22 protein-coding genes are annotated in these 26,509 nt (G+C 49.8%); 11 read left to right on the top strand and 11 right to left on the bottom strand.

Annotated elements, in window-relative coordinates; all coding sequences use genetic code 11:
• The 3 genes from HBA55_RS32280 (at position 1) to HBA55_RS32270 (ending at position 3,210) form a co-directional block, all read left to right on the top strand.
• Positions 1-1,371 (top strand): sigma-54-dependent transcriptional regulator, encoded by a 1,371-nt coding sequence (locus HBA55_RS32280; protein WP_166999875.1) that lies wholly within the window; start codon positions 1-3, stop codon positions 1,369-1,371.
• Positions 1,372-1,386: 15 nt separating this feature from the next.
• Positions 1,387-2,751, top strand: coding sequence for a sensor histidine kinase (locus tag HBA55_RS32275; RefSeq protein WP_166999874.1), 1,365 nt, complete (start codon positions 1,387-1,389; stop codon positions 2,749-2,751).
• A gap of 117 nt (positions 2,752-2,868) precedes the next feature.
• Positions 2,869-3,210, top strand: coding sequence for a helix-turn-helix domain-containing protein (locus HBA55_RS32270; protein WP_166999873.1), 342 nt, complete (start codon positions 2,869-2,871; stop codon positions 3,208-3,210).
• An 872-nt stretch (positions 3,211-4,082) separates the two neighbouring features.
• Here the strand turns inward: HBA55_RS32270 and HBA55_RS32265 are convergent.
• The 7 genes from HBA55_RS32265 to HBA55_RS32235 all read right to left on the bottom strand — a co-directional run bounded on the left by HBA55_RS32265 (position 4,083) and on the right by HBA55_RS32235 (position 13,380).
• Entirely contained in the window at positions 4,083-4,556 is a 474-nt protein-coding gene (locus HBA55_RS32265) for a hypothetical protein (protein ID WP_166999872.1), read from the bottom strand.
• Between the two features lie 259 nt (positions 4,557-4,815).
• A complete protein-coding gene (locus tag HBA55_RS32260) occupies positions 4,816-5,463 on the bottom strand; it encodes a 3'-5' exonuclease (protein WP_166999871.1) in 648 nt (215 codons plus the stop codon).
• Between the two features lie 147 nt (positions 5,464-5,610).
• Positions 5,611-6,990: an aldehyde dehydrogenase family protein gene (locus tag HBA55_RS32255; RefSeq protein ID WP_166999870.1), complete on the bottom strand. Its 1,380-nt coding sequence runs from the start codon at positions 6,988-6,990 to the stop codon at positions 5,611-5,613.
• 139 nt (positions 6,991-7,129) lie between these two features.
• Positions 7,130-9,514 carry a TonB-dependent receptor gene (locus tag HBA55_RS32250; RefSeq protein ID WP_166999869.1) on the bottom strand — a complete coding sequence of 795 codons (2,385 nt, stop codon included), beginning with the start codon at positions 9,512-9,514 and terminating at the stop codon, positions 7,130-7,132.
• 44 nt (positions 9,515-9,558) lie between these two features.
• A complete protein-coding gene (locus tag HBA55_RS32245) occupies positions 9,559-10,929 on the bottom strand; it encodes an FAD-dependent oxidoreductase (RefSeq protein ID WP_166999868.1) in 1,371 nt (456 codons plus the stop codon).
• Positions 10,926-11,231, bottom strand: a complete 306-nt coding sequence (locus HBA55_RS32240; protein WP_166999867.1) for a ferredoxin family protein — start codon at positions 11,229-11,231, stop codon at positions 10,926-10,928. The genes HBA55_RS32245 and HBA55_RS32240 overlap by 4 nt, the downstream gene beginning before the upstream one ends.
• Positions 11,232-11,235: 4 nt before the next feature.
• Positions 11,236-13,380: a molybdopterin-containing oxidoreductase family protein gene (locus tag HBA55_RS32235; RefSeq protein WP_166999866.1), complete on the bottom strand. Its 2,145-nt coding sequence runs from the start codon at positions 13,378-13,380 to the stop codon at positions 11,236-11,238.
• A 390-nt stretch (positions 13,381-13,770) separates the two neighbouring features.
• Between HBA55_RS32235 and HBA55_RS32230 the strand changes: the two genes are divergently transcribed.
• From HBA55_RS32230 to HBA55_RS32215, 4 genes are all read left to right on the top strand, one after another.
• Positions 13,771-14,670 carry a helix-turn-helix domain-containing protein gene (locus HBA55_RS32230; protein ID WP_166999865.1) on the top strand — a complete coding sequence of 300 codons (900 nt, stop codon included), beginning with the start codon at positions 13,771-13,773 and terminating at the stop codon, positions 14,668-14,670.
• Positions 14,671-15,531: 861 nt separating this feature from the next.
• Complete coding sequence (locus HBA55_RS32225) at positions 15,532-16,050, top strand: hypothetical protein (RefSeq protein ID WP_166999864.1); 519 nt, start codon at positions 15,532-15,534, stop codon at positions 16,048-16,050.
• Between the two features lie 76 nt (positions 16,051-16,126).
• The gene (locus HBA55_RS32220; protein WP_166999863.1) at positions 16,127-16,714 is read left to right on the top strand and encodes a cytochrome c oxidase subunit 3; all 588 of its coding nucleotides are present in this window, start codon (positions 16,127-16,129) and stop codon (positions 16,712-16,714) included.
• 10 nt (positions 16,715-16,724) lie between these two features.
• Positions 16,725-17,009: a cytochrome C oxidase subunit IV family protein gene (locus HBA55_RS32215; protein WP_166999862.1), complete on the top strand. Its 285-nt coding sequence runs from the start codon at positions 16,725-16,727 to the stop codon at positions 17,007-17,009.
• A gap of 114 nt (positions 17,010-17,123) precedes the next feature.
• Here HBA55_RS32215 and HBA55_RS32210 read toward each other — a convergent pair whose 3' ends face one another.
• A complete protein-coding gene (locus HBA55_RS32210) occupies positions 17,124-17,579 on the bottom strand; it encodes a MarR family winged helix-turn-helix transcriptional regulator (protein WP_166999861.1) in 456 nt (151 codons plus the stop codon).
• 1,153 nt (positions 17,580-18,732) lie between these two features.
• Here HBA55_RS32210 and HBA55_RS32205 point away from each other — a divergent pair.
• The 3 genes from HBA55_RS32205 (at position 18,733) to HBA55_RS32195 (ending at position 22,110) form a co-directional block, all read left to right on the top strand.
• Complete coding sequence (locus tag HBA55_RS32205; protein ID WP_166999860.1) at positions 18,733-19,278, top strand: DUF805 domain-containing protein; 546 nt, start codon at positions 18,733-18,735, stop codon at positions 19,276-19,278.
• 117 nt (positions 19,279-19,395) lie between these two features.
• On the top strand, positions 19,396-21,237 hold the full coding sequence (locus tag HBA55_RS32200; protein ID WP_166999859.1) for an ABC transporter ATP-binding protein: 1,842 nt from the start codon (positions 19,396-19,398) through the stop codon (positions 21,235-21,237).
• Positions 21,238-21,429: 192 nt separating this feature from the next.
• A complete protein-coding gene (locus HBA55_RS32195; RefSeq protein WP_166999858.1) occupies positions 21,430-22,110 on the top strand; it encodes a zinc metallopeptidase in 681 nt (226 codons plus the stop codon).
• Between the two features lie 38 nt (positions 22,111-22,148).
• Here HBA55_RS32195 and HBA55_RS32190 read toward each other — a convergent pair whose 3' ends face one another.
• The 3 genes from HBA55_RS32190 to HBA55_RS32185 all read right to left on the bottom strand — a co-directional run bounded on the left by HBA55_RS32190 (position 22,149) and on the right by HBA55_RS32185 (position 23,909).
• Complete coding sequence (locus HBA55_RS32190) at positions 22,149-22,304, bottom strand: hypothetical protein (RefSeq protein ID WP_206020085.1); 156 nt, start codon at positions 22,302-22,304, stop codon at positions 22,149-22,151.
• 169 nt (positions 22,305-22,473) lie between these two features.
• Positions 22,474-22,596, bottom strand: a complete 123-nt coding sequence (locus tag HBA55_RS37935) for a hypothetical protein (RefSeq protein ID WP_277345753.1) — start codon at positions 22,594-22,596, stop codon at positions 22,474-22,476.
• A gap of 647 nt (positions 22,597-23,243) precedes the next feature.
• Positions 23,244-23,909: a hypothetical protein gene (locus HBA55_RS32185; protein ID WP_166999857.1), complete on the bottom strand. Its 666-nt coding sequence runs from the start codon at positions 23,907-23,909 to the stop codon at positions 23,244-23,246.
• Between the two features lie 497 nt (positions 23,910-24,406).
• Here HBA55_RS32185 and HBA55_RS32180 point away from each other — a divergent pair, with 497 nt between their 5' ends.
• Complete coding sequence (locus tag HBA55_RS32180; RefSeq protein ID WP_166999856.1) at positions 24,407-25,660, top strand: ISL3 family transposase; 1,254 nt, start codon at positions 24,407-24,409, stop codon at positions 25,658-25,660.
• The last annotated feature ends 849 nt before the right edge of the window (positions 25,661-26,509 follow it).

Below are 26,509 nucleotides of genomic sequence, written 5' to 3'. Positions count from 1 at the left end.
ATGTCCAAGGTTCTGATTATAGACGACAACCCCTCTATTGGCAGTGCGCTGCAAATGCTCCTGACCCTGCAGGGCATCGACAACGACTACTGTGTCTCGCCGACCGAGGGGTTGGAGCGAATCGATAACGATGCGAGCATCTCTCTGGTCATTCAAGACATGAACTTCAGCGAGGGAGAGAATTCCGGTCGGCAGGGGCGGGAGCTGTTCTCCAAAATCAGGCAGCGGCGTCAAGATCTGCCCATTATTCTGATTACGGCCTGGACTCAACTGGAAATGGCGGTTGAGTTAATTAAGGAAGGCGCAGCCGACTATATCGCCAAACCCTGGGACGACGCCAAACTGATTGCCACCATCAACAACCTGATGGCGCTGGAAAGCTTGCAACGTGAGCAAATGCAGCGAGCGAATGCACAGCAGCTGGCACAGCAGGATCTCCGCCAACAATATGATCTGTGTGGACTGATTTACCAAAGCGAACAGATGCAGAGCCTTGTCGAGCTCGCTGTTAAAGTCGCTCGTTCCGACGTACCCGTTTTGATTACAGGGCCCAATGGATCGGGTAAAGAAAAAATTGCTGAAGTTATCCAGGCCAATTCTCAGATCAGCGACGGTCCATTTGTCAGAGTCAACGCCGGTGCCTTACCCGATGAACTGCTGGAGGCGGAGTTGTTTGGTGCTGAGCCCGGTGCTTATACCGGTTTAACCAAAACCCGTGTGGGCCGCTTTGAAAGCGCCGATGGCGGCACCTTGTTTCTGGATGAAATTGGTAATATGTCGGCTAGCGGCCAGGCAAAACTGCTGCGGGTGTTACAGAGCGGCGAGTTTGAGCGCCTGGGCTCCAGCCAGCCGAGGCGATGCACAGTGCGTCTGATCAGTGCAACGAATACTGATTTGCCCGATGCGATTCGTGATGGAGCGTTTCGAGAGGATCTGTTTTATCGGCTCAATGTCATTGAGCTCAGGCTGCCCCCCCTCGCCGAGCGCCAAGACGACATCCTTCCTTTGCTGCACCGTTTTCTGGGGGGACAGAAAAACCTGTCGCCCTCAGCCGTCGACAGACTGTTGCAGTACCCATGGCCCGGTAACGTCAGACAACTGGAAAATGCCTGTAAAAGAGCGCTGCTGGTCTCCGGAGCTGACATACTGGAGGCTGACGATTTCGGCCTGGACTTGGAAGCAGGCGCTCAATCGTCGATGCAGTCGCGTATGCAAGTGGAGCCGACACGGCAAATGATAGAATACGTACTACAGATCAATTGCGGAGTCATTGCCCAGGCCGCTCGCCAGTTGGGCATGTCCAGGCAGGCGCTGTATCGGCGCATGGACAAGTACGGAATCTCCTACCAGAAGTCTTCCAGTGAGCAATAAGTCAGGTCCTCTGTTATGCAACTGACCCCGCGCGACATTCAGTCGGTCATAGGCCTCTGGCTAACCACTCTCATAACGGCACTGACGTTCTACAGCATTGGTGCCAGACTGGGTTTCGAGTGGTTGGGGCTGGCCGCCGCTGTGATCGTTTCTCTGTTGCTCAGCTTTATCCTCCATCGGTGGCACAGCCGCCATGACAGAACCCGCCTGGAGGCATTGCACAACGGTCTGCATAATCTGTTGGACAACGATTTCAGCGTAAGCCTGGCAAAATCCGATCGCGACCAGATCGACGATATACTGGGTGTTTACAACACCGTTACGGAAAAGCTGCGTAAGGAACGTCAAACCATTTACCAGCGTGAACTGTTGTTGGACACGGTGATTCAGAACACCTCCCTCTCGCTGATACTCACTGATCACAACGGCACGATTGTTTACTCCAATGCCATGGCTCGGCATATTGTCAATGCTGGCAAAGCCATTACAGGTTTGAAGCTGGGGCCATTGCTGGACGTAATACCTCCGATCGTCGGCGAATTGATCCGCAGTGGTCAGGACGGATTGTTCACATTGGAGGACAATGGCGTACAGGAAACCTATCATCTGAGTCACGGTCGCTTTGTACTCAACTCACTTGAACATCGACTTCTGCTGATCAAAAAGCTCACCCGCGAACTTCAGCGTCAAGAGCTCAATACCTGGAAGAAGGTGATCCGTGTTATCAGTCATGAACTCAACAACTCACTCGCTCCTATCTCTTCCATGGCCCATTCGGGCAAGGTTGCCATCGAAAAGCAGCGTTATGAATACCTCAGGGAGATACTGGATACCATCTCGGAACGCAGTGAACACCTGAGCCGATTTGTGAGCAGTTATGCCAATGTGGTCAAGCTGCCCAAGCCTGATCGGCAACTCGTACCATGGTCAGAGCTCTTTGAGTCTCTGAAGAGAATTTCGCATTTTGAACTCGATGAAACGGCGTTACCGTCGACGCCAGGCTACTTTGATGCCACGCAGATTCAGCAAGTCCTGGTGAATCTGCTTAAAAATGCCAAGGAATCAGGTTCTCCCGACAGCGATGTCAGAATAAAGGTTTGGCATTCAGAGGAGCACTCACATATTTCGGTTTCCGACAGAGGCAGCGGCATGAACTCGGAGGTCATGTCTCAGGCACTGGTGCCTTTCTATACTACTAAGAAAGAAGGCAGTGGTATCGGGTTGCCGCTATGTCGGGAGATTATTGATCTTCACGATGGCAGCTTCCGACTGGAGAACCGGGAGGAGGGTGGGCTTAGGGTATTAATCAGCCTGCCTTTGATGAATAGGATCAGTGCAAGTCAATGGGAGCGCGCAGGAGCGCCCCATCGTCACCTGTAAATTTGCTAAGCATCTCTTAGTTCTTCCGCCGAACTTTGTCATCCAGAGTGTATTTTTTCTTCAAAGAACAGCCTGTCTCGGCTACCCTATAGGCCCCGGTCCAGTAGCTACAACGGAATGAACAGCGTATCCCCTTTTACCAAACGATTAAAACAAGCACGAACCCATGCCGGCCTGTCTCAGCGTGAGCTGGGGATCCGAGCAGGCATTGATGCGTTGTCAGCCAGTGCCCGTATGAATCAATACGAAAAGGGAGTTCACTCACCGGACTATGAGATCGCACAAAGCATTGCTCAAGAACTCAACGTGCCGACGTGTTACTTGTTCTGCGAAGAAGACGACGTGGCGGATATGCTCGTGGCCTATCACCGAGGTGATGCCGAACAAAGACAAGCGGCGCTGGATAGCTTGCATGTGAGGAGGGCGGCGGAGGATTCAGCGCAATATAATGCAGACTGATTCCGACGTCAGTCTGGCGAAAACGCCCCTCGTCATCTTCCGACACTTCCTTGAAAGGCAGGCATCCCTTGAGGGCTACAGAAAAGATGACGGGTGCCCGCCGAGCGAGTACTCCTCTACCAGGTGACGCGCGTGGATATACAAAACTGAGCGACCCATCATCATCAAGGTCTGAAAATTCCTCGGTATGGAGGCTGTGAAGACCGCTAATGGGGCTTGTATTTGGACCGCTTTCTGAGCCCAAGAAGCCTTGCTGTTTTTTTCTTCTTTGGTCTCCCTCTGCCTACAGCACCTTCCTTCGATCCGAGAAGCTTCAGAAATACTGCCGTATTCTGGGGCTGTACTCGAACGATGGTTTCCACTTTGAATGTGATGTTCGATGTTGATACTGAAAGGGGGGTGACAATAATGTCGTCGCCGATGTGAATTGCTTCACCGACTTTACAATCGATAAATACCATAGACACAGTCCTTATGTTTACAATGGCTGGTTTGAATGTGCACATCATCCCTCTGTGCGGTTTCGAGTATAAAAACGGGATTTGAGAAAATCCATACTTTTTCCTGAAATAAAGTAAGAAACTTATCTAACATGCTTACTTGGGCGCCACTAAGCACCTGCTTTCCTGGTAACGGGAACGGAAGAAGAGGGCACAAGTGGATTCGTCGGTATCCGGTTTTTCATATTTGAGCATATTTTATACTGCCGGCTATAAAGGTGAGTTGATTTTATGCTTGGCCAGAAGCCTGCAACTTTCAATTTGCCGTCTGAACTACGGCCAAAGCTATTGAGGATCTGTTTGCGTCGTGTGAATGTGAGGGGGTAGAACTGTGGGTCAAGCCATTGCGACGGAGCCTAACAATATGCCAAATCACTTAGGTTCACCGTTGGTGGATTCCCGTTTGGTTTTCCTAATACGCCCTGCAATCCAATAGATGATCGAGGCGATTGCGAATCCTGGGATCACTCCGGATAGCGCGTGCCCCATATGAAACATCCCCGAATAAATCGGCTCCACCTGATCTCCCATCACCCGATACTGCCACCAGGCTGGGTAATCCATATCAGAATATTGGCACTTCACGATGGGATGCCCATTCTCATCGAAGCTCACTTGGTAGTGAATAAAGAACTCCGCTCCTGGGTCGTTGTTATCCTCATACCAATATTCTCCATCGCCTTCGGGCAGCTGCAGATGATATTCAGAATGATTGGATAGATAGTCTGCATATTGCCCCAGGGGCACGCTGGTGAGTTCACCAGTCTTGGTATGACGGAGCAGCACGCGGAATATTGGATAGGGCGTTTCACCGGCACGGATGTCTCTGGTGTCGAGCTGACTCAAGATCTGGCTGGATACCACCGAGATTGAAGTACAGCTGACGGGAAAGAACCAGACTGATGATAAGAGAACAAGAATGAGTCGCGAAATGCGACGTTTCCCGTTAGACACAGCCGCCGCCCCCGGAACTTCCGCTGCCGGTCATACAGGGGGGCGCCTGTAGGGTCTCGACCTCATATCCCTTTTGGTCGGCTTCCCACTGATAGTCGTCACTGGGCATAGGCACTCCTATCGTTGACCCGTATTAATAGTGGCTCCACCCCTATGCTTGAGCACGCAAAAAACGCGCTACCGAGGCTTTGGGTTTTTGGGACACTTCCTGCATCAACCCAAACGAGACAGGAGCGATGCTGTATTGCTCCTTGATATCTTCCAGCATCAACAACCACAACCTGGCCGTCATCTCGGAATCGGCTAAAGCCCGGTGAAACACCCCATCATTGGGGATATTTTTATAATCCACCAGTACACCCAGTTTATGGCTGGGGGCTTCCTGGTACAGCCGCCTGGCAATCAACATGGAACAGGCGAAGCCGCCCCCATAATCCCGCTGGATAAACCCCAACTCGGCATCCAAAAAGCGGCGGTCAAAGGAGGCGTTGTGAGCGACCAGGTTATGGTCTCCAATAAAGTCCGCAAATTGTGCCATCACCTCTTCACACGGCGGTGCAGATTCCAGCATTTCTTGGGTAATGCCGGTGTAATTTTCAATAAAACCACTAATGCGAAAGCCAGGATTCATCAGCTGTTGAAAGCGGTCGGTTATTTGCCCGTGCTCAATCAGTACCGCTCCGATTTCAATCGCACGATCCCCTTGTGTGGGTGACAGCCCGGTGGTTTCAAAGTCGAGGACCACAACGGAGTCTGCCCCGTCCAAAACTGGGCTGGTTTTCTGCAAAGATCTGGTCATTCTTCTGCCAAAGTAAAAGTGGGGATTTTACCAAGAAGGTAAGGATGACGACAGCCTCCAATCTGCTGCTATAGGTGAACAAGCCTACCGCTGCATCAACGTTAATCGGCAGGCTCAATTCAAAGCAATGGACCATCCGGGGGATTTCTACATCGCTTGCGGTAGTGCCTGTTCAATGCTGCCCATGACTACGGACTCATCGCTGTCGTAGGCAACGTAGGTGTATTGAACCAGATGCTGAGGTCCGATGTTTTCATCGGTGGAGCTTCCACCCCAGAACCCGGTACCCACAGCGCCCGTTGGGCAAAGGTTGGTTGTCATTCCAGCCGACCCCGTCATGCCCGGTGTGTTTACGGCGAGGCGACAGACAGGCAATGCCATACTGTAGTTGGCGACAACCTTCGGGTCTTCGCAATGGATCACAGCGGAATGTCCCTTGCCCATAAGATCCAACATGTCCAGGGCGCTGGCGATGCCCTCTGCCGCTCCACCATCGATGCGGTAAAAACCCAGAACGGGAAACATCTTCTCCTTACTAACGGGTTCGTCCATACCAATATGGTCGATTTCAAAGACGATTGACAGGGCGTTATCAGGAACATTGACACCCGCTTGATAGCCGATCCATTGGGGACTCTTACCCAGAGCGGCCGGATTGGAGACACCATTAGGAAATAAGAACTCCCTCAGTTTTTCGTTACTTTCGCCCTCAGCGAACCAGCCTCCGTTGTCGGCGATAACGCGTTTTAGTGCTTCACTAATTGACCTGTCAGCGATCACCACTGACTCGCAAGTACAAGGCAGAGAATTATCGAAGCTATTCCCAATCACCGCCGACGATCCAGCGCGTTTAATGTCGGCTGATTCATGTACGTAGCAGGGAACGTTGGCCGGTCCCACGCCTACCGCAGGGTTTCCAGAGCTGTAGGCAGCATGAACCAAGTCCGGACCACCCGTTGCCATAATCAGGCTGGTTCGAGGCGAGCGCATCATCTGCCCCACCATCTCTATGCTAGGGACTCGAAGAATCTGAATGCAACCCTTGGGGGCGCCGGCTTGTTCAGCGACTTCCGCCAAAAAGTCAGCCGCATCCACACAACATTCCTTGGCGGCGGGGTGCGGGCACAAAATGACGGAATTTCTCGCAATCAAGTTAGCGATCACCTTGAAATTAACCGTCATAATGGGGTTGGTACAGGGCATGGGAGCGATCACAACACCGGCAGGCTTGGGAATTGCGATCATCTTCTTGACTTGATCTATCTTTGGCGACACATAATCCGCCAGGTTATAGTTTTCAACCAAGCCGGTTGAGGTTGCGATGTTTTTTGCGGTTTTGGCATCGACGCTGCCATAGCCGGTTTCGCGAACCGCCCATCGCGCATAGTATTCAGCCTTATCAGCCGCAGCGTTGGCCACCGCATGTACAATGGCCTCCACTTGCGTCAAGGTGTACTTGGAAAATTGCTCCGCAGCGTTTTCAGCTACGCGGTATAACTCATCAATCGTTTGAACTTCACTGGACATGATGCCCCCTTCTGGATAGTTGGTCTTTGATTGCAGCGCGCAATAACAAGCAAAAAGAGAAGAGCCCAAAGCCGGGCTCTTCGAAATCGCGAACGGCTTGACAACAAACGCTGGAGCAGTTCGCACCACTGAGCAAAAGCTAGAAGCTGCGTCTCAAGGTCGCACCGTAGGTTCTAGGCTCGCCAAAGTTCGCTTCACGGAAGCCCGCGTAGATATTGTCGTCTCCGCTGACGATATACTCTTCATCGGTCAGGTTTTTACCCCAGATCACAAAACTCCATTCGCCGGTATCCGACATAAACGCCATTTGAGCATTGGTGATGCCATAAGGTGATTGCTTCAGCACCGTGGAATTCAGATCGTCGTTCCACACCGTGCTGTAGTGAGAGTAATCCGCGCGCAACGCAAGTTCGCCGTTTAAAGACGGCACAGGAATGGTGTAATCAAACGAGGCGGTGTAACTCCACTCTGGTGTGTTAGTCAGCTGATCGGTGGGCTGAATAAATCCATCGGGAGACACCAGAGGCGACACTTCAGAAATATGCGTGAAGCGATGATTGAGATAAGCAACGGTGAAGTTTACCATCAAGTTATCAGTGGGCAGCGCGGTCACTTCCAATTCGAAACCATCGATCTCAGAGTCCCCGATATTCTGTGTGCCCGGTGCAATGAACTCGATCTGTGTTCCTTGAATGCCTTCGTACTCAGATAGGAAAGCTGCGGCGTTGACACGAAGTCGACGGTCGAAACCTTCGTACTTTATACCGATTTCATTGGTTGACAGTTCTTCCGGGTCGAATTGCAGGACATCATTTCGGGGGACCAGAGTCCGAGAACTGAAACCGCCGCCCTTAAATCCTTCTTTGTATGAGTAGTAAAGAAGCAGCTCTTCAGTAACCTGGTAATCAATACTGAAGCTGGGAGAGACATCATCGTATTTGTCTTCGATATAGGTAATTTGGTTCCCGTTTTCATCAACCAGATTAGGCACCAGGGTTTCGGGTCGATCAAACGATTCCACCAAACCAAACTCAGGGCTCATGGTTTTTTCATCTTCGGTCCACCTTAGACCGAAGGTAATATTGAAATCATCCAAAAAAGTGTAAGTTGCCTGGGCAAATGCAGCGACGCTGGTGTTTTCCACCGTAGCCTTCAAGAGCAGGTGACCGGTCGGCAGTTCGCAACTGTAGGGATCCGTTGCATCCTCTTTGAAATAGTAGAGACCCGCCAACCACTTCAAGTTCTCCGAGTTCCCAGACAGTTGCAGCTCCTGAGAGTATTGTTCGTGTTCAAAATCGGTAAAGCAGTGAACGATCGTTAGCGGAGAGCCGTCTGCGTCTCGATTAAGCGTAGCTTCAACTTCCCGGAATGAGGTAATGGACTTTAGCGAAATGCTGTCATTGAGATCCCACTCCACCGTTGTTGAAAAGCCGGTTGTGTCCACGTCGGTGCCGTTAACGCCGGTGCGGAAGGATTCTCTGGCGGGGTTATCGGGTATCCAGCGATCATCGTAAAATACTCCGGTGCCGTATCCGGGGATGTCAGTAGTGGCGGCCTGAGTGGTGTTATAAACAAGGTTAAGAATGCCGTGATTTGCACTGAATTCACTGTCCTCTCTTCCGGGGGCCCGGTTAAAGAAACCATCCACTTCATCGAATGAGGGGTCGTTTGCGTTCTTTCCGACCCCAAGAAGTGTTGACGCAGCAGATGCCTCACGCACTCTGGAGGCATCTGCAGTCACGTAGAAAGTCAGCTCGTCAGTTGGCGTGTAGAGTACAGCCAAACGCGCCGCTCCTTCGTTGTCATCTCCGGGAGTCTTCTGGCTGCGATGGTTTTCAGTGCCGTTGCCAGCTTCCGAATTGGCCACTAGATCTACCCAACCATCCGCCTTCTTGTAGCCCGCGGTGAACTTGGTTTTTAAGTTCTCGGTCAGTGGAATATCCGTGCTGGCCCTCACATTGATGCGATTGTAGTTTCCTGCGGTCACCTCAAAACTGCCTTGGTGTTCGTCTGCCGGCCGCTTGGTCGTCACATTAATCGCACCACCAATCGTATTGCGCCCAAACAGCGTGCCCTGGGGACCGCGAAGCACTTCGATTCGCTGCACATCGATGACATCCAGAACACCACCGACAGAACTGCCTACGTAGACGCCATCTACGTAGGTTCCCACGCCGGGATCATCGGTGACTTGAAAACTGGACTGACCGACACCTCGAATAAACAGCACTGCGGCACTTGATGCACCGCTTAAGGGCGCGGTTTTGTCAAACATGAGGTTTGGTGTGAAATCAGCGATATCGGCGATATCTCCTATGCCCTTGTTTTCCAGATCCGTTTGACCGAACGCCGTCACGGCTACTGGAGTATCTTGAAGGTTTTGCTCTCGCTTCTGCGCCGTGACGATAATTTCCTCTAGGCCACGAACACCATCATCTTGACTGATGGCCTCGGCGATGGGAAGACAGGCGCAGCTTAGCGCCAGAAGAGTAGGGGTTGCTTTCAGGGGGTGTATCAGTTTCATTATTCTCTCCAGTAACGTTATAGTGGCCCTGTCACAGGCCGGGATCACGAATCGAGGACGCTGATCATCTCTGGCAGTGTGGTGATCTTTTGACGAGGTTTACCAAGCGACTGTCCCTGTCGCACTTCCTCGATATCGATTTTTTGCCAGTCTCCAAAGCTGGTGTGTCTGAGCCCTGAGCGAGTCAGAGAATCCAGAATATGAGACCGTGAGTGTTGCGGTTCTGGAAGTTGAGGAAGATCACTCAAGAGCTGTTTGACCGTGTCCACACTGTCCCCACGATTGGTTCCAATGGTTCCGCTTGATCCCCGCTTGATCCAGCCTACCGCGTACAAACCGGGCAGAGACTCTCCGGCTTTTGTCAGTCTGCCCTGGTTATTCCTGAGCACACCCTTATCCGTATCATAGGGCAGGCCTGGAATTCTCTTGGCTCGATAACCAATACAGCGAATCACTAAACCGCAGTCAATTCTGCTTAGCTGCCCGGTAGGTACCGGGATTTGATGAAGAGGTTCGCCAACCAAGGCACAACGTTCTAGTTGCAGAGCTTCAACTCTGTTTTCGCCCATCAATCGAGAGGGAGACTGCAAAAAGCGGAACCAGCACTGTTTTTGATGATCTGATGACGGTTGAAATTCAAATCCCTGCATTATTTCCAGATTAGTGGACAGCTTGGCATCTGTGCTATCTTCCAGCTCCTTGTGGCTGGCGGCATTAAGTACAAATTCTTCTTCCCGCACCAGTGGATCACAGCCTGGCAGCGTCTTAAATTCACGCAGCTCTTTGTCGGTGAACTTCGCCTGAACGGGACCACGTCGACCGATGATGTGAACCTTCTTGACCTTACTTTGGCTCAATGCCTCCAGTGCATAATCGGCGATATCCGTCGAGCTCAATTCGGCTTCGGACTTCAGCAGAATACGGGCGACGTCCAGGGCGACGTTACCCTGCCCAATGACTGCGGCCGTCTCGTGTGAAAAGTCGATATCCAAGTCTCTGTAATGTGGGTGCCCGTTGTACCAGGCGACGAACTCTCGTGCCGAAAAGCTGCCGTCCAAACACTCCCCGTCAATACCAAGATCCTTCTCTCTCTCGGCGCCATTGGCAAAAATAACGGCGTGATAGCACTGCCTCAGAGCGTCAACGGTTACGTCTTCACCCACGCACACATTTCCAATCAGACGAAAGCCTTCCATTTGTGCGATACGTTCGAAAACACGGGTCACTTGTTTCAGTTTGTGATGGTCGGGAGCGACGCCATATCTCACCAGGCCGTATGGCACCGGCAGTTTCTCGAAAACGTCCACCTCGATAGGAGGCTCGGACCTGAGTAGGGCTTCGGCGGCGTAAAAACCGCTGGGACCGCTACCAACGATGGCGATCCGAAAGGGCAAGTTAATCGGCTTGTCTGTCATAAGCCCAGCTCCCGCTTCTTTTCATCAGCACCGGGCAGTGGATCGATAGGTGCCGACAGCACCGGAAGTTCTTTGGAACGCTCTTGGTTTATGGCTTCCCATCGCATTTCTTCTTCCGGCAAATTGTAGGAATCGTAAATGGCATTCACCGGGCACGCAGGAATGCAACCCCCGCAATCGATACACACATCCGGGTCGATGTAGTTCATCGTATCGTCAAAATGAAAACATTCCACTGGGCACACCGAAACACACTCGGTATAACGACAACCCAAACAATTTCCAGTTACTACATGAGGCATAAACCTACTCCAAATTAGTGGCTTCAACCTGTACCAATACGTCTGAAAAGGTGGGAGCTGCACCCAAGTCCGCAAACTTTGATGGGTTAACTGCCTGTACGGTAGAGGTAAACTGACTTGAGAATCGCCAATAGCCCACCGGCGAGACGACCACTCCAGGCAAGATGTCTTCGCTGATTCGAGAGATGGCCTGGTAGGAGCCCACCGGGCTGGACACCGTTACGATTTCTCCTTCCTGAATATTCCGTGACTGCGCGTCAACAGGGTTCAGAATCACATGCTGCTCACCCGCCTGCCGCATCTGCTGGGTTAAGTTTCCAAAACTGGAACTGATGAATGTGTGGCTCTTGGGGGATAGTATTTTTAAGGGATATTTTGCAAACAGTTCTGGAGTTGCCTGTTGAGATTGAACCGGCTCGATATAGTGAGGCAGTGGATCGACCGAATCTCCCAATTGCTGTCCGGCATAACCTTGCCTGAACAGCGGAATCACAAAATTTCCCTGCTCGGCTATGGTGGACCTAAACTCACACTTGCCCGAGGGCGTTGGGAAGTTGCCTTGCGCATGAGGTGCATATTCATCGGGTTTCGGTAAGCCCAGGCGAACAAAACCTTCCTGTTTGAGTTCTTCGAGGCTGGTGTGTTTCAGTAACGGGCTATCCCAATCCACCGCTTCGAGAATCATCTGCTCATCGGAGCGGTAGAAGTAGGGATCTTCGAAGTTCATCGACTTGGCAAGACGCCGAAACAGTTCTGTGTTGCTCACGGCTTCGCCCAGGGGGTCGATGGAGCGATTGTTATACGACAGATACAGATGCCCCCAGGAGAACATAATGTCTTCCTGTTCTACTTGCGTGGTTGCCGGCAGCACTATGTCGGCGTAGATTGCCGTATCCGTAACGAAATGATCACTAACCACAGTAAACAAATCTTCGCGCTCCAATCCCCGAATGACCCGCTCTTGCTCAGGTACCATAATCACGGGATTGGAGTTGTACACGAACAAGGATTTTATTGAGGTGCGATTGCCAGCGTCATTGTCTCTGGACTCGGTCAGCGTTTGCCCCAACTGCCAGACATTGCGTACACAGGGTGAGCCACCAATAAATTCCGGACGCATCAGATGCCCCCAATTGACCGGGAATGGCCAAATGGACAGCTGCAACAATCCACCGCCTGGCTGTCTCCAGGCGCCAATCAATGCCGGCAGGCACGAAATGCTTCTTACCGCTTGACCGCCCCCTGCGTGCCTCTCAAGCGCGACGCCTATACGAATTACTGCAGGACTGGTGGAAGCGTACTCTCTGGCTAACTGAACAATATCGTCGCAGGGAATACCGGTTATTTCCGCCACCTTTGCAGGCGGGTATTGTTGGACTCGCTCTCTGAGTTCCTCGAAGCCCAGGGTGTAGCGGTCGATATAGTCCCGGTCAATCAGCCCCTCGTTGATGATGACATTAATCATCGCCAGTGCTAACGCACCATCCGTACCGGGTTGAATCGCCAGGTGCCAGTCAGCCAGCCTGGCGGTGCGGCTCCTGTAAGGATCAATCACCACCAGCTTCGCACCGCTTTTGCGTGCTTTATCAATAAAGGGCCAATGGTGAGAGTTTGTACTCAGCGGATTACACGCCCAGAGAATGATGTACTTCGAGCGAGTAAAACTCTCGGGGTCGGTACCCGCGGTATGGCCGATGGTCATCTCGTATGCCGTACTCGAACCCGAGTCGCAAAAGCTGCGTTCCGAAATCGTCGCCCCCAGGCGGTTGAAGAAGGGATCACCGACATTGAGCCCATTGATGATGCCCTGAGTGCCGAGATAGCTATAGGGCAGAATGCAACTGGCACCGTGTTCAGCAATGAGCTGCTTCCAGCGTTCAGTAATCTCTTCCAGGGCTTGATCCCAGCTGATGCGCTCGAATTTGCCAGATCCTTTGGGGCCTGTTCGTCTCAGCGGGTGTAATACTCGATCCTCGCTGTAGACACGGTCCTGGTAGTTGTTGACCTTCGCGCACAAACGGCCGGCCGTAAAAGGCTGCTCGGGGTTACCTCGTACGGAAACCACTCGGTCGTTCTCAACCTTGACCAACATGGAGCATGTGTCTGGACAGTCTTGCGGGCAGGCGCCAATAACGGTTTTGCTCTTCATGATATTCCACTCCGCTGAATCCATCTGACCCTAAGACCGTCGACATACAATCTTCAGGTATCAGTTGTGATGAATTCAGTATGCAGTGGTAGAGAACCCTGGTATTGCCATATCTTGCGCATTCGTTGTCCAAAATTGATGTCTTTGGTCAACGGCCCACCAGGTAATGAAGACAGAAGGGCCGTCAGGCAGTATGATCCTTAGCTAAGTTGTTGCAGCAGACTCACGCGGGCGCCCGGATTGGAGAGGAGCGATGGGTAATAGGAAGCTTCTCATAAGATCCTTAAGCAAATAGGTTGCGAAGGTTGTTAATTCGACGTTTGCGAGTTATTTATCCTGATGTCGGTCAACTATAATAAGAAGTGCCACCATCCCTCCAGGAGTTGTCATATGGCTTTACAAGGGCACGGCGATGCCAAGTATCGAACCGGAACACGACTATCCAGCAGCAAGGACAGCAGTGACTACACTCAATTGCTGGTAGAGCGCTGGTCCCACGATGCGGGAGAACTCACAGGCCTGACCCCGATGGAAACGGAAATCGGCATCCTGCTTAAAGGCAATCTAACGGTGGAGCGCTCCGGAGATGGTGAGTATCAAAAGTCTCACGGTGTTCCAGGTACCATATGGCTATGTCCCGCGGGGATTCACGAAGACTTTGTGCAGCTGAGCGGAAACATGGAGGAGTGTGTTCATCTGTACATTCCCGCCATGCCGTTTTCCGACGCAGCACTCAAGGAATTCGACATCGATCCTGATCGCGTGCAACTGAATTATGCGGGAGGGTTTCACGACGCCTTGATAGAGCAGATCATTATGACAATCGTCGCCGAAATGGAAAACGAATCGATGGGTAGTCATTTATTGATCGAAACCTTACGATCCGCCCTGGCCGCGCATCTTGTCAAGAATTACTCTAATCTGTCCTCGAAGCAGTTGGTGGCCGATACACCCTCCGGTGCACTTGGCCCCAAAAAACTCGAGCGTATTGAAGCTTACATTGCGGCCAATATTCATCAGGTGATCACCTTGGATGATTTGGCTGAGGAAGCCTGCTTGAGCCCATGTCATTTTGCACGTGCTTTTAAGGTCGCAATGGGTTCGACCCCGCATCAATATATCACCGGCCAAAAACTGGCCTATGCCAAAAAGCTCCTCGTCGACGACAACATGTCTCTCACTCAGGTCGCCTTGGGCTGCGGATTCTCCAGTCAAGCCCATTTTACCAAAGCGTTTAAGCGTGCAGTGGGGTTAACACCCGGGGAATATCGAAAGAAGATATATTGCTGATTCTTTTGGATCGAAGAGAATGGCAGTATTCAATCCTTTATTGATGTTAAATCGGTTCTCTGTCGCTATATTCTGAATAGATACAGCTTGTGGAGGCATTTACTCTTCCAATCCTTCCGCTAGACAACCAGACCCCATCTCGGCTTTGACCGCGTTCTTATTTGCTTCCTTCTGAGGCAATTGCAATCGACTATCGATATCCACCAATAACCCTGTACCCACCATTAACCCTGGTGTGGCCTGATCAAAGGCATTCCATCCTCTATAAGAACATATGGTCATAATAAACCGGCATACCATATTAATCCATCATTGGCTAGGTTGGCGTACGTAGATTTTGGGCTATTCCAAAGATCAAACCCAGCGTCCATCCAATTAACTGAGAGAGTTTCGCTTGCACCCGATAGTATACCAGGATACTATAATTGGCAGATCGAATGTATTGCAATCGGGTGATTTGCATCTTGCTAAACCGCGATTTCCCGTTTGCGTGAACTGAAATCTGTATTTGAATAAATGAGGAGAAGCGATTCCATGGAAATGCGAATGACGCCGTCCGCCCATCGACTCTGCTTATGGTCGGGTCACTTATGCACCGCTTTTTACTTAGTGGGATTTATCTTTCTAGCCGGGTTTTTCCCCATTCCCGGGCCTGACATGCAAGCTGAAGAGGTGGCGCAGTGGCTTAATAGCAACAAAACGCTTTTTTTGCTCGGATGTAATCTAATGCTGTTTGGAGCGGCATTTATGGCGCCTTGGGGCGCGTCTCTAGCCATATGGACACGAAAAACGGAAAGCCGTTTTCCCGTTCTCTATCTTACCCAGATAGTGTGTCTGTCGGCATCAGTCGCAACTTTTATTATGATTGAAATATTTTGGGCACTGGCGGCCTACCGTTCAGGGGACTTTTCGCCGGAGCTGGTTCAAGCGTTTTATGAAATGGGCTGGTTTACATTCCTGTTTATTGGGCCCGCATTCTACGTCTGGGTAGCTGCGTTCGGATTGGGGATTCTTATGAATCCGCCGGAACACCAGATGTATCCACGCTGGGTGGGATACTATAGCCTGGCCTCGGTGCTGTGTTGGGTCATGGGTATGTTGGCAATGTTCTTCGGCGAGGGGCCCTCAGATTACAGCGGCATGCTGCCAACCTGGATTCCCTTGATTGAGTTTTTCCTGTGGATGGAAATCCTGAATTACTACGGTAAAAAAGCCATCGATCGTCAGGAAGCGATTTGTGCCAAGGAAACCGGCGAGGGAATGGGCGTCTATGCACCGGGTTGGGAAGATCCACTGGTGGAACACGAAGTGGACAAACCGCTACCCAACGTCAATGAGATCGATAACCCACAGCCAGGATTGGCGGGCTCGACCGCATAAACCTCATTACGCTTAAGCTATTGCAAATCAAAGATGAAGGCTGATTATCAGCCTGCAAACAGGAGAATCTATAGCGATGAACACGACAGCTATTGATACGGGAGCCCGGCGGGCTCCGGGAGAGATCGGAATCTGGGGCTTTGTGCTCTGCGATCTAATTGTTTTCAGTCTGTACTTTATGACATTTCTCTACGAGCGGGCACAACGCCCAGAGATGTTTCTGGAGGGCTCGCACCAGCTAAACCTGAACATGGGGCTCATAAACACCCTGGTGTTATTGGCCTCGTCCCTCTTTGTCGCTCTTGCGGTGCAGTCAATTCGAAGTGGTCAGGCGGTTCTAGGGAGGAAATACATTCTCGGCGCCGGTTTGGGGGGGGCGGCCTTTATTGTCAACAAGATGATCGAGTGGGGGATCAAGATCTCTGCCGGCTACGATGCACAATATGACCTGTTTTTCCAGCTCTACTACATGATGACAGGTTTACACTTTCTGCATGTATTGGTTGGCATGGTTGTATTGACCTACCTGTGGAAAATGACAGCCGCTATTCGTACTAACGTCACGCCCAGGCAAGTGCGCTTTCTGGAAAATGGCGCTATTTATTGGCACCTGGTGGATCTGATCTGGCTGGTTTTGTTTGCCCTGTTTTACTTGATTAAGTGAGGTTGAAATTATGAGTACAGTCGCATTGTCAAAGGGTGAAGATCACACCAAGAGCTTGATACAGGTGTGGACGGCCCTGGTGGTCCTGACGCTGTTGTCGTGGTGGTTTCGCGATCACGGTTTAGGACCGGACGCGGCGGTTGCCGCGATTCTGTTTATTTCTTTTGTGAAGGTGTACCTGGTTGGACATTCATTTATGGAGCTGAAATTCGCACCCTCCTGGTTGCGACACAGTTTTACCGCCTGGTGTTCGCTGTCTTGTTTGCTATTGATTACCTTGGCGTTTGTGCTTTAAACCCCAGTCTATAAGCGGCTGTCATATCTTAAGATGATCAGGATTCACGGGTGCTATCTAAAGCAGTAATTTCCACTCCAATGCTGTTTCGGAGCTGGCTAATATTTGGCGGGGCTAGCGTGTGGCCCCGTTGTTCATTTGCAGCAACTGACCTTTTACGCTATCCAGCAGTTTCTGCAGTTGCGTGCGCTGCCTCTCGGACAGCTCCGATAGGGATCGTTCGATCAGGGTGTGGGCTTCGAGATCAATGTCCTTGATCAGGGGCTGTACGGCTTCGGTGAGATAAACCTTGTAGGCACGCTTGTCTTCCGGATTGGGTTTTCGCTCAACCCAGCCCTTCTTCTCCAGCTGGTCGATGAGTTTTCCGGTGCCACTTTTCCCGAGTTCCATAATTTCGGCAAGGTCTTGCTGGCTTGAGCCGTTGTTATATTGCAGGTTTGCCAACAGCCACCATTGCGAGCGGGTAAGGCCGTGTTGAGACATTTCCCGGTCGAAGCAGGTCCTGAAATAGCGGGCGATATCATTGATGCAATAGGCTAAATTGATAGTCTTGTCGTTAACTTCAGTCATGATGCGTGGTTTAGCGTCCTAAGTGTTCCGTTGCTGAATTTTACACCATTACCTCAATAGTGTCAGCCAGCGCCATCAGGCGGGGTCGTTTCCCAGTGACTGGCGGTACTCAGACAGGTGATTCCCGTCCAGGCTTTAAAGGCCCGCCTCAGGTTGGCGGCATTGAAACGCACCAAAGAGTCTTCTCGCGACGAAAATGTCCGCCCTTGAACGAGATTGCGCTCATTAGTCTTCCCTATAGAGGGTCAAGATATTACCACAGAACTCGATTTGCGATAGATCCCACTTTGGTTGTGTTCTTCACTGTTTTTGCCAATTACTGGATTTCAGTTTTATCCCAAGTACATATCTACTAGGGATTCGGAATTCTGTCCAAAGTACGTATCGTATTTATATTTAGATTTTTCTCTCCAAAGTCTACTTTGGAGAAACTCTTCTTACGATTGCCTTCGGCAACATATTCTTTTCTCCATGCGCAGCAAGCAACGCATTTTATCCCAAGTAAACTTTGGATAAATTATCCACTGGTCACTACGAAATGAATTGCGCAATAAAAAACGAGGAGAAACCCTCTTTTAGAAGTGCTATCGATTTTCGTAGATTTTTGTAGATTAACGTAGATTTCCATAGACTCGGCGTTTCTATTGGGAAAGAATCTACACAAATCTACGAAAATCTACGTTCTTCTACCTAAATCTACCCTTGGTACACTGAATATTTATGCTGCAAGCATCATCATCAATTGAATTGGGAAGAGAATCGCCCAAAGAACTTGGCGGTCTGTTTGGGTGGCGGAGACTCACGTATTGGAGCCGAAGAAGGAGCGCAAGATAGTCCATCCAAACCCATTGTCGTTGAAGTGATAACTACTGATAGCGTCGTGCGTCCGGAGAACGCCAACAAGGTTCCCGATGCCGAGCTTTATTCTTGAGTAAAAACCTTATGAATGGATTTGACTCTGGCTTATAAGAAAAGAGTAAGTTACACCATACTTTGGGGGGGGTGTCAGAACAACCAGTGTTGATTATCGTGCCACCCACGTTCGACGTGCCGGGTTTCGCTCCTTCAGTACAACCTCATTTCCATACCCGTATGCTATGATTAGCAAGCGATAACGCAAATACAGTCCGATCCCAGCGTCAACGGAGTGATTATGAACGATCAAAGCCCCTACACGGCACCAGGCGCCGCTTTATCAGAACACCAGGAAGAAAGCTACCAACCTGAGTTTTTAACCTTTAAAGGCCGCATCGGTCGGTTACGGTATCTGGCGTACAGCGTTGGCATTCAATGCCTGTTAATGCTGGTACTGATTCCCGTTGGCGGGGTTTTTGCTACCACCTCGGGGGAGGGGTCATCCATTTTTGGGTTGATTGGCATTGGCTTGTTTTACGTAGCAACCATTGTTTTTTCGGTCATGTTTGCAAAGAGGCGACTGAATGACCTCAACCGCAATGGTTGGTGGCTTTTACTGTTCATCGTGCCACTTCTAAACTTACTAATAGCGATTTATCTGATCTTCTTTCCGGGCACGCAAGGTGTTAATGATTACGGCCCTGCGCCCTGTCAAAACTCACTGGGCGTAAAACTTCTTGGTTTGATATTACCGATTATCTTTGTTATTGGTATAGTGGCAGCCATTGCCATACCCGCCTACCAGCAATACGCAACAGCCGCCCAACAATCGCAGATGCCGTAACACACAGGGTGCAATTTTCATCCGCGTTAGAAGCCGTACAACTACAGAAAGACCATAGTGATGCTGGGGCCAAAAGCATTCGCCGTCTCTGTCATCAGCCACGGAATACGACACTCTATGTTTACCTTTTTTGAGCGGTTAACGAACCCGTTTCCTGCCAAGCTACCAGAACAGCCACCGAAAAAGCTGCTGGCGTTTTGTTTGTACTATTCCAAGGGAATGTGGCCGGCGATCCTGAGTGTATCTGTTCTGAGTGCATCCATTGCGGCGCTGGAAGTGCTGCTATTTGGCTATCTTGGGCAACTCGTTGACTGGTTTGGCACCCGCGACCGGGCAACGTTCTTAGCTGAGGAATCGGCCAGCCTCTGGCGGATGAGCGCGTTAGTGCTGGTGGTATTGCCTACTTTGGTGATCGTTCAGTCGTTATTGACGCATCAGACGTTGTTGGGCAATTATCCCATGCGGATCCGCTGGCAGGCCCATCGCTATCTGATTGGTCAAAGCATGAGTTTCTTTCAGAACGAATTTGCCGGTCGAGTTGCCACCAAAGTTATGCAGACTGCGCTATCCGTGCGTGAGTCGGTGATGAAGTTGCTGGATATTCTGGTCTATGTGAGTGTTTATTTTATCAGCATCCTGGTGTTGGTGTTTACCACTGACTGGCGTCTAACCATTCCTTTGCTCAGTTGGTTTGCCGTATACGTGATTATCCTGAGAGTGCTGGTTCCGAGATTGAAGACAGTCTCTCAACGTCAGGCGGATGCCCGCTCTATGATGACCGGGAGGATCGTTGACAGTTACACCAACATTGCTACCGTCAAGCTGTTTTCGCACTCCAAACGGGAATCTGATTATGCCAGAGAGGGCATGGATCAATTTCTTCAGACCGTGCATCCGCAAATGCGCCTGGTGACGGTACTATATGGTTGCGTATGGTTTTCTAATGCCTTGTTGGTATTCAGTATTACGGTACTGGCGATCTACCTGTGGTTACACGAAGTCGTGACACCAGGCGATATCGCTGTCGCGGTAAGTTTGTGTCTACGTCTGAACGGTATGTCGCAGTGGGTTATGTGGGAAGTGTCCTCGCTGTTTGAGAACATCGGAACCGTTCAGGACGGCATTAATACACTGTCTCACCCAGTTGAAGTCAAAGATGTGGAAAAGCCAAAGCGCCTAGCTGTCGGTGGCGGTGCTATATCATTCCGCAATGTGGATTTTGGTTACGCCGGATCTGAAGGCAAGCTCATAAACGTATTTAGCGGGTTGAACATAGACATCAAACCTGGCGAAAAAGTTGGTCTGGTTGGGCGTTCTGGGGCGGGCAAGTCGACTCTGGTGAATCTTTTATTGCGTTTTTACGATGTTCAGAAAGGACAGATTATCATCGATGGCCAGGACGTGCGCGAGGTCAGTCAGGAGAGCCTGCGTGCTAATATCAGTATGGTGACTCAGGACACCTCCTTGCTGCACCGATCAGTGCGAGACAATATCTTGTATGGTCGCCTGGATGCCAGCGAGGAAGAAATGCTGGTGGCCGCCAAACAGGCTGAAGCTCATGAGTTTATTCAATACCTGTCGGATCTGAATGGGCGGGTTGGCTATGATGCACACGTAGGTGAGCGCGGCGTAAAGCTATCTGGTGGTCAGCGTCAGCGCATCGCCATTGCGCGGGTGATGCTCAAGGATGCACCGATTCTCATTCTTGATGAAGCAACCAGTGCGCTGGATTCTGAGGTGGAGGTGGCAATACAGCAGTGCCTGAATCAAATTATGTCGAATAAGACCGTTTTGGCAATAGCACACCGTCTGTCCACTATCGCCCAAATGGATCGTTTGCTGGTGCTGGACGAAGGGAAAATTGTTGAATCCGGCACCCATCAGGAGTTACTGGTACTCAATGGTATTTACGCAAAGCTCTGGGCACACCAGACGGGTGGCTTTATCGGCATTGAATAACCTGACACGCGATGCATTTGAATTTACATCCGATCCTGGGATCGCGGGGCCAAGGCAATCTATTTGATACACTGCACTGGGTACCAAAGAGGAATGTGGAGACGTATGAAAGGACTATATCCGGCACCCTTCACCATTTCACATTGAGCCATTACAATCGTGTACTAAAGTCAACACAACGCTCAATTCTCTATGGCATACGGTCTCGCTTTCTTCGTCATTCTCGCGCTAGTCTATGGCCCCTCAATCTGGGTAAAGTATGTTCTCTGGCGACACTCCCGGCACATTAGTGACATGCCAGGCACAGGCGCTGAACTGGCAGAGCATCTGGTGGAACGATTCACGCTCGAGGGCGTTCAGGTAAAAAAGGGCAATGAGGATGAAAATTACTATTCCCCTGATGAGAAAATCGTCTGCCTCAGCCCCGATGTTTACGAGGGTAAATCCCTTACCGCCGTCGCCACAGCGGCGCACGAAATCGGCCACGCTATTCAGTTCTGTCGCGACGAACCGGTCTCCCACTTAAGAAAAAAATACATGGGCAAAGCCCTCCGCATCAAAAAGATCGGGTCTTACGTGCTGATGAGCGCCCCGATATTTATGGTGTTTTTAAAAACACCGCTGGCCCTGGCGGTTCTGGGGTTGATAGGCATACTCTCCATGCTGACATCCGTAGTGATGTACGCCGCGATTCTTCCCGAAGAATACGACGCAAGCTTCAAAAAAGCACTGCCCATTTTGAAAGAAGGATATCTGCCGGAACACCACCTTGCGGCAGCGGCCAAAGTGCTTAGAGCTTGCGCTTATACCTATGTGGCCGCCGCGCTGGCGGACGTACTGCGTTTGTGGCGCTGGATACGATTTCTACGGTAGATCGGGATATGGGTTTACGACTTAGCAATCCCCTGCATTCAATCGTCGTTGTCTATCGGGTCGTTCGGCTCCATGAACTCCCACATCTCATTTTGGTGCAACCAGATGGGATCGGCGTTGGCTCGGATAAAATCATCCACACTCATCCCCTCAACGGTGGGTGGTCGTTTTACCTTGACCTGCTTGCCGTTCATAAACACCCATTCATATTGTTTGCGGCGCTCTGCGCGGGTGTTAACGCTTTTTTTACCTTAGGCATTTGCGTTACCTGATCGACTGTCCTGTTTGATGCCCAACACGGTATCACGGAGTCCCAATGATACAATGCTAAAGGCTTCTTTCAACATCTAAGAAGGTTTCGGCTCAAGCGAAGACATCATCAAACATCGACATCCGCCCGCTGATGTTTAAGCGAATGCCCGATTCGGCTTCAAAATCTTCGGCAATTTGCTCCATGTCTTTGCCCGATAATCCCGTGATCTCCATCTACAGCTGGCAATAAATCGTCAGCACCAGATACGTTTCTGGCCCGTTTCCTATCCTTCTTTTCCCAAGTCAGACTTCGCAAACTGATATTCGACAAATCAGATTTATTTATCGGAATCATCCAGACGATTTTGATACTCTTTTCATGAAGCAGAAAGTGGTCATTCAAGAGTTCAATTCAATCCCTTGATTTTAAAAATTTGCGAAAAAAACGGAAGCTCCGCTCTACCACGGCTGTCAGCCATGAGCGGTCACTACAGTATTGCGATGCTCACCAGCTTCTTGCGACAGGATCTTGATTGTAAGCGGTCATAGATGTACTTCAGCATATTTCAATCTAGACGCTGACTCTAGGCTCTTCTCTTTTTAGAGCCGTTACATTCAACAATATCATGCTCGATTTAGGAAAATGTCACGCTTTCGCTTTCGACGCCTAGGCCATGGAACGGTTCGGCCCCATCCGTCCTTTCGTTTTCCCAGATGGCAAGGCTATCTGACAAGTAATATTCATTATGAATATCACAGGCCGAGAGTTGAACCAAAGGACGGTATATAAAGCCTAGCTTCTTGTGAAATTGACCGTTATTCCACTAGCAAGAAAAGTTTCCACGTGTCGAGCTGCGTCATTCGTGCATTTTTTGAGGCAGCTATTTAAAGGCACCAATATCTGGTAGTTGTACCGTCACGTCCTTAATATTCACTTTCGGTTCAGAATCTGCGTTGTGCATTCTGCTCATGTCCACCTGGAAGTATCTGTCCCAAAAGAAACTCTTAGATGGAAGCCAATCATCATCAATCAGATGAATGTCTACCAGACCAAACTCTTGCATATCCTCTAAGCTGTAATAAAATCCAGCGTATTGCTTTTTCCGTGGCTTTTTATCACTTGGCAAATATCCAAATCCAGTGACGGTTATGTTCTGTTGAACGCCGATTTTATTGAAGAACTTTGTCTCTCTAGGAATAAGATCAGAAACATACCGAAAGCCAAACTCTCGATATGCAGCAAGTCTCTCTTTATTGGTGATTTTCGAAGCGCTAATTATCTCATCTTCGATTTTTATCTTCAGCTCATTGACGCTTGGAATGGCATCAGACATTGCACCACCATGCCAGACTAGAATAGAATCTCTGTGCAAATATTTCTTACGAGCTGCAGAGAAAACATAATTGGCGCAGGAAGAAGCACAGATCTCCTTGACTTCTACATCCAATGCGTTGTCGTGCACAAACAGGCCTAAGTTCATACCTGCATGCAAGTCACCACCAAGGCTTCGAATGACCAACCTCTGCGGTCTTGGCGTTGTCGACATGTATAACCGTTCCAATTCTTTGACTCCGGAAAAAGATATCCTTCCCGTGTACAAAGCCCGTTGAGAATTGACGTCGATCCGAGTCCACTGATATTTTGAATGGTAATAGAAGGCAGCCAGGAAAAATGAGACGGCTACCAACAATAGCACTATTAGGGCAAATCCGATACCCCGTCCTAAGAGTTTCAACATTATGATAATACCAAAGACGAATGAAGTAAGAATTGACTACTGTTGAACAGCGCTTTCCACCGATGCGTCTTTTTGTCTCTGTTTTATAATGGGGTCTTCTATTTTGCCAAGTTCCTTGATGTCCAAACTACTCAAACCGTCCTTCGACAAAAATATTGGGTCTTCCGACAAATTAGTGGGTGAATAATGTGCCAATGAGAGGTGGAATTTAGGTAAAGCTTGAGAGCGAGGAGGTAGAGCACCCTGTCCAAATTCTGAGATGATGTGTTTGCGAAAACTACAACACACAGAATCCGGAGGACAGGATGCAACTTAAGACTATCCTCAATCGTATCCAGAAATTCAACTCTTTTGTGTACGGCACCGCTCATTGGGTAGGTGATGAGCATAATCCGACGCTGGAGGTCGAGATCCATCCCAGATCCAACAGCAGAGGCATCTGCTCGGGCTGTGGGAAACGATGTCCAGGGTATGATCGCCTGGCACAACGGTTGTTTGAGTTTATACCTTTTTGGGGAATAAGAATCTTCTTTGCTTATGCCCCAAGGAGGGTTAATTGCAAGCGATGCGGCATACATGTTGAGAAGATGCCCTGGGCTTCGGGAAAGCATCAGCTGACTGATAATTACGCTTGGTTCCTCGCTAATTGGGCCAAGAAACTGAGCTGGAAAGAAGTGGCCGTAGCCTTTCGAACGACTTGGGATCATGTCTTCAAGTCGGTTGAAATGGCGGTTAACTGGGGTCTTGAACACAGAAACATGACGGGTATCTCTTCGATCGGCGTCGATGAGATCCAGTGGCAGAAAGGCCATAACTACCTGACTCTGGTCTATCAGATCGACGAGGGTTGCCGACGACTGTTGTGGATCGGTGAGAAACGCACTGTAAGAACCTTGCTGAGGTTCTTCAGAAGCTTTGGCAGGGAACGAAGCCAGGAACTTCGATTTATATGCAGTGACATGTGGAAACCGTATCTGAAAGTCATTGCCAAAAAGGCGAATCAAGCCGTACACGTTTTTGACCGTTACCATGTCGTGGCGAAGATGAACAAGGCGATCGATGAAGTTCGAGCGCAAGAGGCAAAGAAGATGGTAGCAGAAGGCTACGACCCTGTACTGAAGAAAAGCCGTTGGGCGTTGCTTAAGCGACCTGAAAACCTGACCGAGTTCCAGGAGACAAAGTTGGCCGAACTGCTTCAATACAATCTGAAATCGGTGAGAGCCTATTTGCTGAAGGAAGAGTTTCAATTTTTCTGGGAGTACTGGTCCCCAGCGTGGGCTGGGAAATTTCTCGACAAATGGTGTACGAAAACAATGAGATCCAAGATAGAGCCCATGAAGGCGATAGCGAAGACACTTCGCAAGCACCGTCCGCTTCTGCTTAACTGGTTCAGAGCTAGAGGGCAGATATCCACCGGTGTCGTTGAGGGCTTCAACAACAAAGCGAAACTGACTACCAGAAAGGCGTATGGTTTTAAGACCTATCATGCTGCTGAAATCGCTCTATATCATGCTCTTGGAGACTTACCGGGTCTGAAAACGACCCACAGATTTTTCTGAAGACCCAAAATATTAATTAAAACCAGAAATGAAGAATTCCATCCTCCAGTCCACAAGATATCCACGGTCTTTTTGTCGTGTTCGAAAACTTTCACAGCGTTCCCTTATACTATTGGCGTTATCGATTCTTCGACAACAGTTTCCGTAATCCGAACATCTCGGGCTGTTGCATTCTATCTATTGATCGCTCGATTTTCGGTAAAAAGAAATATCAACTTGTTAATAGGTTGTTAACGTCTTTTCCCAAGATTGACCAGAGGCAGCAGCTATTGACATAGTGTGCACTCAATTATAAGTGCAATTCGAATGACTTGTGAGATATATCCTACACGGAATAAAGAAAATGTCTTGCAAGGCGACCGTTGTTCCAGCTGCAAATTAATTTTTACTGTGCGAATTGACCAAATTACGGCTAATCGAATGGTTTTGACCGTGATGTGGTTCGTGTTTGACAATCAACAGTCGTTAGGACGCCTGAGGGAGTCATACCAGAATTTTCGGTACGGAGAACGACTGCTGGTGGACAAGTTGTTGGTGAAAGTCCGCTGTGAGACGGACAGCGGTCCGTTATTAACTGTTAAACGAATAGAGCTTTCCGATAACCCTACGGCCGCTTTGAGAATTTCGTATAGTGAAACCAATGTCCTTGTGTGCTCGTATTAATTCTGAATGTGCAACCAGCGCAGCTTTTCTAGAGGCTTGGATACTGTTTTGGTATACGTTGCCGGTTCAAGTCCGGCCTCCGGTACCATCACCCTTTTCGGCTAAATCTCTACTTCTCGCAAAGCCCCATTTCACGCGGGTTTCAGCGTAATTTTGGCGTTTCAAAAAACCCAGCTTCCCACTAAA

The organism is Pseudomaricurvus alkylphenolicus, assembly GCF_011683955.1.
GTDB classification, from domain to species: Bacteria; Pseudomonadota; Gammaproteobacteria; order Pseudomonadales; family Cellvibrionaceae; genus Pseudomaricurvus; species Pseudomaricurvus alkylphenolicus.
The sequence above is the reverse complement of the archived record's forward strand: the minus strand, read 5'-3'. Positions and strand labels throughout refer to the sequence as shown.